This is a genomic window from Pseudoalteromonas sp. GABNS16E (assembly GCF_028598715.1).
Lineage (GTDB): Bacteria > Pseudomonadota > Gammaproteobacteria > Enterobacterales > Alteromonadaceae > Pseudoalteromonas > Pseudoalteromonas atlantica.
The window spans coordinates 1-8825 of record NZ_JAQREZ010000090.1; the positions used below are offsets into that span (position 1 = coordinate 1).

The following is an 8825-nucleotide window of genomic DNA, read 5'->3' on the forward strand; positions in this document are numbered from 1 at the left end:
TTTCGCTCGCGCGGAGAAAATTGCGATACTGAGAAAAAATCGATCGCAACCATCTTAAATGGTTTCAAACTAAGAACATACCCAAGACAATTTATTAAAAATTAGTTTTCACACAGTCTGGGCACTATTGCGTGGACTAGGTATCCAGTGTCGTTTCCAAGGTTTTACCATTGATCAGCAACTACAAAAAGGTGCTATCCCAAGCTTGTATTTTGGTTAGCACCTAAATACATCATTCATAGTTGGGTAGAAGTTTACTTTGAAGGGCGTTGGATAAACTTAGAGGGCTTTATATTGGATGAGCAATACTTAAGCTCACTACAGCAGAAATTTAGCCAAGCAAAAGATGAGTTTTGTGGTTATGGTGTTGCAACAAAGTGCTTATCTTCACCCGGTACGGATTGGCGTGGAGAGGATACCTATATTCAAAAAGAAGGTATTCATGACGACTTTGGGCTTTATGATTCACCAGATAAGTTCTATCTCGAAAAAGGTACTAATCTATCAGGTGTAAAACGTTGGTTGTATCAACGAGTGATCCGACATTTGATTAATATGAATGTATCAAAAATAAGAAATAAAAAAGTACTGGAGGTACAAAATGCACAACCATAGTCACAGTCATCAGCATGGTAAAGACGACCGGATTGGTTGGGCATTTTTCCTTAATGTGATATTTACCATTATCGAATTTATAGGTGGTTGGCTCACAAACAGTACGGCGATAATGGCGGATGCCGTTCACGATCTTGGTGATAGTCTTTCAATAGGTTTTGCGTGGATTTTAAGTCGTTTTTCAGATAAAGAAGCATCAGACAAATTCAGCTATGGTTATCGCCGACTTACACTTTTTGGTGCATTGGTAAATAGTATTGTTTTGATTATCGGCTCTATTTGGGTTTTATTTGAAGCAATACCTAAGCTGTCCAATCCTGAAATGCCTGTAGTTGAGGGGATGTTAGGGCTAGCCATACTCGGTGTTGCCGTAAATGGTTATGCGGTATTCAAATTAAAAGCGGGTGAAACACTAAATGAAAAAGTGCTGACATGGCACCTACTTGAAGATGTACTCGGTTGGGTTGCCGTTCTTATAGTCTCTATTGTATTGTTGTTCGTTGAACTGCCGATATTAGATCCTCTATTATCAATAGGGTTTACGCTGTTTATCTTATTTAACGTTTTCAAAAATCTTAAATCAACATTGGTGCTTTTTCTTCAAGCTGCACCCGATAAAGAGACCCAAGAGCGTATTAAGCAGTCATTAATTGAATTTCCTGAAGTAAATGGTATACACCATATGCATTTTTGGTCACTGGATGGTGAAAGTCACGTTTTAACAGCGCACCTTGAGCTGAGTGACAACTTTGACGTTAAAGAATTAATTAAGCTTAAACAAGAGGTTGCAGCTAAATTATCTTCCTATCATTTATCGCATACGACGATAGAGTTTGAGTTTTTAAATGAAAATTGTAGGGATGAAGCAGAGTAAGTTTTATCAATAAAATTTTGGAGCATACAATATAAAAAGCAGCTTAATTAGGCATAACTTAGTAATTAAGCTGCTTTTTTGCTTTTAGATTTCGTCGGATTGCTGTTTGTTACTCTCAGCGCCATGCGCCCATTGATATAAAATAGGCAATACAAACAAAGTTAAAATGGTAGAAGATACAATACCGCCGATAACAACTGTTGCTAGTGGTCGTTGTACTTCTGCACCAATTCCAGTGTTTAACGCCATTGGAATAAAACCTAAACTTGCGACCAGTGCCGTCATTAAAATAGGTCTTAAACGAATGATGGCACCTTCAATGATCGCTACGTATAGGTCGCCTTTTTCATGCCAAAGATCTCGAATAAAAGCCAACATAACCAAGCCATTTAATACTGCGACACCTGACAATGCAATGAAGCCGACACCTGCCGAAATTGATAAGGGCATGTCTCTTAAATAAAGTGAAAATACGCCCCCTGTTAATGCTAAAGGCACGCCACTGAAAATGATTAATGCATCTTTTAATGAACCAAATGCTATAATCAAAATACCTAGGATAACAACCAATGTTATCGGTACAACTAGGCTTAATCGCTTACTTGCTGATTCTAGTTGTTCAAACGTTCCACCATAATCAAGCCAGTATCCTGCTGGAATTTCTCCTTCCTGATTAATTTTAGCTTTAACTTCTTTTACAAAACCGCCTAAATCTCTACCACGAACATTGACGGTAACCACAACTCTTCTTTTTCCGTTCTCTCGGCTAATCTGCGCGGGTAAAGACTCTGATTTAAGCTCTGCAACTTCTTCAATTGGCACATAGTTACCATTCTCAAGTGGAAGCGGCAGATGCTTCAAGCTATCGATATCCGTTCTTATTTGCTCTGGTAGGCGAACAACTAACTCAAACCGTCTGTCACCTTCATAAATGATCCCCGCAGATTCACCGCCAATCGCAGTGGCAACCCAGTCTTGCAATTCGGTAACGTTCAATCCATACCTACCAAGCGCTTCTCGTTTAGGAATTACTGATAAAGATGGAACACCTGTGACCTGTTCCATTCGAGCATCAGCGGCACCATCCACGGTTTTCACAATATTTAGAATATCTTTTGCGGTAAGTAATAATCGATCTAAGTCATCGCCAAATACTTTGATGCCCACATCAGCTCTAACGCCAGAAATCAATTCATTGAAACGCATTTGAATAGGCTGAGTGAATTCATAGTTGTTGCCCGGAATGTTTTTCAGTACTTCTTCCATTTCTTCAACTAATTCACTCTTTGGCTTTGAAGGTTCGGCCCATTCTTTACGTGGTTTTAAAATAACAAAGATATCAGCAATACTCGGTGGCATTGGATCAGTTGCTACTTCTGATGTGCCGATGCGCGAGAATACTTTATCAACTTCAGGAAACGCTTTAATACGTTGCTCAAGTACTTCTTGCATTTCTACTGATTGCTCTAGGCCGGTAGAAGGTATTCTTAGCGCTTGGACTGTTATATCCCCTTCATTTAGCTGTGGAACAAATTCACTACCCAGCGTTGTTGCTAACCAAAGGCTATACCCCATTAAGAGCGTCGAAAATGAAACGATAACCCAACGAAATTTCAACGCCATTTTTAGCAATGGTTCATAAATAGACTTGGTTGAACGAATAACAACACTTTCTTTTTCGCTGATTTTACCTTTCATAAAAACAGCTACAGCAGCAGGAACCAGTGTAACTGAAAGGATCATTGCGGAAATTAACGCCATAACGACAGTTGCCGCCATAGGGTGGAACATTTTCCCTTCAACGCCAGTTAGCGTGAAAATGGGGATGTAAACAACAGTGATAATTGCCACACCAAACAAGCTTGGACGTATCACTTCTGAAGTGGCTTCAAAAACGGTATTTAGGCGTTCTCTTAAGTCTTGCCTATGACCGTTGTGTTGGGCCTGTGCTAACCTACGGACAGAGTTTTCAACGATGATGACAGCCCCGTCCACTATCAAGCCAAAGTCCAATGCGCCGAGACTCATTAAATTGGCAGATACTCCTGCTTGCATCATACCTGTGATTGTCATTAACATGGAAATAGGGATAACAGCAGCGGTAATGAGAGCTGCACGTAAATTTCCAAGTAGAATAAATAACACAACAATAACTAAAAGCGCACCTTCAACGAGGTTTTTGGTAACGGTTGCAATCGCTTTATCTACTAACGTTGTTCTGTCGTAAACAGGCTCTGCGGTAATGCCCTTTGGCAGAGATTTTTGTATTTCGCTGAGCTTATGTTCCACTTCTAAAGCAACGGTGCGAGAATTCTCACCAATCAGCATCATGGTTGTACCAAGCACTGTCTCAATGCCATTACGAGTAGCAGCCCCTGTTCTAAGTTCTTTGCCTATAGCAACATTGGCAACATCACTTATTTTTACAGGAATACCATCGTTCTTTTTGATGATGACATTGAGGATCTCATCTATTGTCGCTAGTTGCCCAATGGAGCGTACTAAAACTTGCTGTCCGTTTTGCTCGATATAACCCGCGCCACGGTTATCATTATTTTTACGTAATGCATCAGATATTTCTTCAAAGCTCACACGATAAAAAAGTAATTTTTCAGGTTTCGGTGTTATGTGATATTGCTTGTTGTAGCCGCCGATACTGTTGACCTCAATGACGCCTTTAACTTGAGCCAATTGCGGTTTAATGATCCAGTCTTGTATTTCTCTTAAGGCAATAGCGGTATAAGGCTCTCCATTAGGCATTTTAGCATCAGGAGAAGCTTGTACGGTATACATAAATATTTCGCCAAGCCCTGTCGAAATAGGACCCATTTCTGGCTCTAAGCCAGAGGGAATAACGCCTTTTATCGCAGCTAATCTTGCATTGATTAAGTTGCGAGCAAAATAAATATCGGTTCCCTCTTCAAAGATAACGGTTACTTGAGATAATCCATATCTTGACAGGGAGCGGGTGTGAGACAGCTTTGGCAATCCGGCTAAGGCTGTTTCTACAGGAAAGGTCACCCTTTGTTCCGCTTCCAAAGGTGAATAACCGGGGGCAGAAGTGTTTATTTGTACCTGCACGTTTGTTATATCTGGAACAGCATCAATGGGAAGTTTTTGATAACTCCACATACCAACGCCGATGATTACCATCAGCAAGCTTAATACTAAGTAGCGCCTATTTATTGCAAGACGCAAAATTGATTCAATCATATTGCGTCTCCTAATCGTCGTCTTCTACTTCAGATTTCAATATATCTGCTTTTATCAGATAACTGTTTTTGTTTACATATTCATTGTCTTTACTGAGGCCACCAATAACCTCGATATAGTTCTTATCTGAACGTCCTAATACAAGCGGTGCAAATTCGTACTCTTCATCTTCTTTTACAAAGACACCAAATTGTCCTCCCAGTTCTTGTATCGCAACTTTCTCGACGGCTAAATCCACCTTGAATTGATTTATTTTGACGTTGCCTTTTAATAATTGACCTGACGTTAGCTTTAACTCAGTGTTGTTTAAACGTACACGTGCTAAAACATAAGACTGATCTTTAGCTGGAATTATATTGGTGATGGTTGAGTTGAATGCCTGTTCACCATGCTCAATATCAACAGGTTGACCGACTTTAATTTGATTATATTGGCTGGTAAACACCTTAAATTCAGCCCACAAGGTGTCAAAATTGACGATTTCAAACAAGCTAGTGTTTTGCGTGATACCGCCAATATTTCCATTTCGCTGTAAAACAGTCCCAGAAACAGGCGATGTTATTTTATAAGTATTTAAGCTCTCATTAGATTCAATAACGGCTAATAGATCGCCTTTTTTTACCGTATCACCAACAGTGGAGTTTATTGTCTTTATAACGCCGTTATATCTAGCGCCAACTTGAAATAATTGTTCAGCGCCTATCGTCGTAGAGCCGTATACAGGGATAGTTTGGTTCAACGTTTTTGAAGCTAAATAGGCTGTTTCAACACCAACCTTTTTTGCCATGTTATTGTCGATTTTGCTTATGCCTTCTTCGCCTTCATGTTCATCTTCACTAGCGAAAACACTTTGAATGGGTGACAAATACCCAATAAAAATCAATAGTGCGAGTAAATAGTTTTTCATTTTTAATTCCTAAACGATTCAGTTAATAACTGAATCAATAAATTGTTATTAAGCTTAAAGTGATGCTTTTTTTAGAGTGACAGCGCTTCGTTTGTTAGTTTTTCTATCTCTGCGCCATAAATTAGGGCAGCAGATGCCGCATCAATGAGGGTTCGCCGAGCATTTAACAGCTCTTGTCTAGCCGATACATAATCAAGATATCCATATCGACCTTTTTGATAGGCGTCTTGAGTATCTTCCAGTGCATCTTCAAGCATTGGGATAACCGACTGCTTTAATGAATTAGCTGTTAATATGGCTTGTTTTCTATTGGAGTATGCTCGTAGTAAGTGATTTCTAAACCTCAACTTAGTCGCCTCTTTCTCTATGGCAACTTGGTCACGCTCTGCTAGCGCACTAGCGATTGCGCCAGAATTTCGCTTTTCAGCAAACAAAGGTAAGCTAAAGCCAGCGACCAGTGCCGTATCATTGGCTTCTTGAGAGCGCCTAACACCAACAGACCATTTGATATTGGCCGTTGACTCTGTTTTAGCTAACTGTATTTCAGCCTCTTTTAGTCGCTGTTCACTTGCATAGATTTGAATAGCAGGGTTCTTCTCTAACTTCGCAAAAAGGCTGTTAAAGTCACTATCATTGCCAAACTGAAAAAGATCCCCTTGTACTTCAGAGAAGGTTACAGAGTTTTCCCCCCAGTAGGCTGCTAATGAGAGCTTCAAATATTCCAAGCGCTTTTGTTCAGATTGAAGGGTGAGGTTAGCCTGAGCAATAACTGCTTTTGAGCGTTTCACTTCAGCCTCAGGAGTAGCACCTGCGCGGTTACGCTGAGATACAATCTCTAACGTTTCTTGTGCTAAGCTCAAAGCATTTTCTGCCAATATAACTCTTTGTTGGGCTGCAAGTACTTCCACGTACTTCTCAGTGACTTGAGCCATTAAATTAAGCGCAGAGACTTCTTTCTCAGCATTGAGTAGTGCTCTTGATTTTGAAACAAGTCCAATCCGCGCTGAGCGTTTATCTCCCATTTCGATAACCGAAGATAGAGCGACTGTTAATTCAGCACTGTCGAATGCATTAAATTCACCTGAGCCTGCAAAGTTCTCAGCTTCAACTTCTAGTTCATAAGCAGGATTTAAACTTGCTGTTTGTTCTTGTCCTGTTAATGCGGTTTGTTTGAAATCAAATATTTTGAGTTCAGGATTTTGTTTAAGCGTCCACTGAATTGCCTCTTGAAGATTTAACTGCTTTTCAAAGGCATAAACATTAAATGTAAAAAGTGACAACGCGAGAAACGCGATATATTTAAGCTGAGGTGTTACACACCTCAAAATTGCTATCTTGCGATGCACACAGGTATTAAGTGCCATGTATACTTTCCTATAAATTTATATGTTTTTTTCGGTCATTAACATTTGACCTTTCATAATTTTCTATAAAATTTAGGCGTATTTAGGTGGGCGGAATGGCACCGAGATATAGCCTTTTAGCTCAGGAGAAACTAAGGCGTAGGTAAGGAAATATTCTATTGCTTGGAAAATGTTACAGGAAGAATCAGCATTTAAAAATAAGTGACAACAGCAACAAAAATTACAATTATCAATTGAAGAGTTGCTATTATTCACCTCAAGCATATTGGAGTCTTCTGGAGCTTTTAGCGGGGTAATAGACTTAGTTAGTGATGAACTAAAAGAACTTTCACTTAAGTTTATTTCAAGCTCTTCTAGCGAAAAAAACACAGACTGCACCGCGATTAAAATCATTATCACGTATGATATATTTGATTTGATATACGATGAGTGCATTATTTTCATTTCTCTGCTTAATACTTTAGCTGTAAGATGCGGCGAGCACCGTTTAAAACGACAAGAGCAATTATCAAACCAATCACTAAATCTGGATAACGACTGCTTGTTGCTGTAACTAATAAGCCAGCTAAAATTACACCAACGTTTGCGATAACGTCATTTGCGGAAAAAATCCAACTCGCTTTCATATGAGCGCCGTCTTCTTTGTTGCCAAATATCAAAAACAGACAAGCAACGTTAGCGATTAGTGCTATTCCACCAAATATCATCATTAAAGAAGAGATCGGTTCACTACCGTAAACAAAGCGTCTTACGACTTCGCTCAAAGCACCTAGCGCTAGAATAACTTGAAGCACACCAGATATATGTGCTGCTCTAAGTTTCATGCTAATACTTTTACCTACGGCATAAATAGCTAAACCATACACAGCAGCATCAGCAAACATATCTAATGAGTCTGCAATTAGGCCAGCAGACTGTGCAATAATCCCAGCAATTACTTCTATAAAAAACATGACTCCATTAATGGCTAACAACCATTTTAGGGTTGATGCTTCTTTCATCTCATTTTTTTGGGCTAAGTCTTTTGCTTTTGCAGCTTCTGTACTGCAACTTTGTTTAGTTGACTCTAACTCTGCACCGAGTTTAAGTTGTTGTAACTTTTTTGTTATCTCATCTAAATTTTCATCATGAAAAACTTTGACTAAGCGATTAGGAATATCAAACTGCAATCCAACTGAAGGCTGAATTGAGTCAAGTGCTAATCTGATCAATCTCTCTTCTGAAGGACAGTCCATTTGAGGCACTTTATATGTACTGACAAACGCGCCACTATAGTTATCTAATTGTGTATCAATTTTTACATCTTCATTGGTAGAAGATGATTGACACTGACCACTACATTTTTCTGACATATTTAACATTCCGTAATAATATTAAAATAAGTATAAAATCTATAGTGGCTATAGAGTCAAATAAAAAAATTATTTAATGTAAAAGCGTGGAAACTGAATTGAAAAGCTAGTTTAAGAAAATAGTTTCTGCTAGTATTTTAAATACTATATTTAACTGGTGATAACTTTGAACCTTAATGTTGTACTAAAAATGCTCTTGGTTATTTCGATTGTTTTACAATCGTTAACTGCTGTAGCATCCTCAACATCTGAGAATCACCAAATAGATATAGAGCACCTTCAAACTCAACATGATCATGCAGATGATCGAAATGTCTCAAATGATAATGTAGGTGATGAGCAGCATAATGAAAAAGATTGTCATCACTGCGGTCATTGCAGTGGCAGCCACTTATCTTGGATTTTAGTCAGTAATTCAAATACCACGGGCAAACTAAACATTATCAATAAAACGCCTTATCAAATTGATCAAACAAGTACCTTTCTTGAAGCGATACTTC

Annotated in this window: 7 protein-coding genes and 1 pseudogene; 3 read left to right on the plus strand and 5 right to left on the minus strand. The window is 38.8% G+C overall.

Features of this window, described 5'->3' with window-relative positions; all coding sequences use genetic code 11:
* Nucleotides 1–76 precede the first annotated feature (76 nt).
* A pseudogene (locus PSI06_RS20145) lies at nt 77–615 on the plus strand (transglutaminase domain-containing protein); the annotation flags it as partial.
* A complete protein-coding gene (locus tag PSI06_RS20150; RefSeq protein WP_002962252.1) occupies nt 602–1489 on the plus strand; it encodes a cation diffusion facilitator family transporter in 888 nt (295 codons plus the stop codon). The pseudogene PSI06_RS20145 and the gene PSI06_RS20150, both read left to right, overlap by 14 nt.
* An 84-nt stretch (nt 1490–1573) precedes the next feature.
* Here the strand turns inward: PSI06_RS20150 and PSI06_RS20155 are convergent, their stop codons facing one another.
* The 5 genes from PSI06_RS20155 to PSI06_RS20175 form a co-directional block, all read right to left on the minus strand.
* On the minus strand, nt 1574–4702 hold the full coding sequence (locus tag PSI06_RS20155) for an efflux RND transporter permease subunit (RefSeq protein ID WP_273604739.1): 3129 nt from the start codon (nt 4700–4702) through the stop codon (nt 1574–1576).
* Between the two features lie 10 nt (nt 4703–4712).
* On the minus strand, nt 4713–5609 hold the full coding sequence (locus PSI06_RS20160) for an efflux RND transporter periplasmic adaptor subunit (protein WP_273604740.1): 897 nt from the start codon (nt 5607–5609) through the stop codon (nt 4713–4715).
* 71 nt (nt 5610–5680) lie between these two features.
* Nucleotides 5681–6973: a TolC family protein gene (locus PSI06_RS20165; RefSeq protein ID WP_273604741.1), complete on the minus strand. Its 1293-nt coding sequence runs from the start codon at nt 6971–6973 to the stop codon at nt 5681–5683.
* A gap of 72 nt (nt 6974–7045) precedes the next feature.
* Nucleotides 7046–7417 (minus strand): hypothetical protein, encoded by a 372-nt coding sequence (locus PSI06_RS20170; RefSeq protein ID WP_016899211.1) that lies wholly within the window; start codon nt 7415–7417, stop codon nt 7046–7048.
* A gap of 8 nt (nt 7418–7425) precedes the next feature.
* The gene (locus PSI06_RS20175; protein WP_273604742.1) at nt 7426–8325 is read right to left on the minus strand and encodes a cation transporter; all 900 of its coding nucleotides are present in this window, start codon (nt 8323–8325) and stop codon (nt 7426–7428) included.
* Nucleotides 8326–8491: 166 nt separating this feature from the next.
* Here PSI06_RS20175 and PSI06_RS20180 point away from each other — a divergent pair.
* The coding region (locus PSI06_RS20180) for a hypothetical protein (protein WP_273604743.1) at nt 8492–8825 on the plus strand (334 nt) is incomplete at its 3' end.

Bases quoted from the DNA above. Each gene is read 5' to 3' on its own strand.
- PSI06_RS20150 (WP_002962252.1), top strand. From the start codon at position 602: ATGCACAACCATAGTCACAGTCATCAGCATGGTAAAGACGACCGGATT.
- PSI06_RS20155 (WP_273604739.1), bottom strand. From the start codon at position 4,702: ATGATTGAATCAATTTTGCGTCTTGCAATAAATAGGCGCTACTTAGTA.
- PSI06_RS20160 (WP_273604740.1), bottom strand. From the start codon at position 5,609: ATGAAAAACTATTTACTCGCACTATTGATTTTTATTGGGTATTTGTCA.
- PSI06_RS20165 (WP_273604741.1), bottom strand. From the start codon at position 6,973: ATGGCACTTAATACCTGTGTGCATCGCAAGATAGCAATTTTGAGGTGT.
- PSI06_RS20170 (WP_016899211.1), bottom strand. From the start codon at position 7,417: ATGAAAATAATGCACTCATCGTATATCAAATCAAATATATCATACGTG.
- PSI06_RS20175 (WP_273604742.1), bottom strand. From the start codon at position 8,325: ATGTCAGAAAAATGTAGTGGTCAGTGTCAATCATCTTCTACCAATGAA.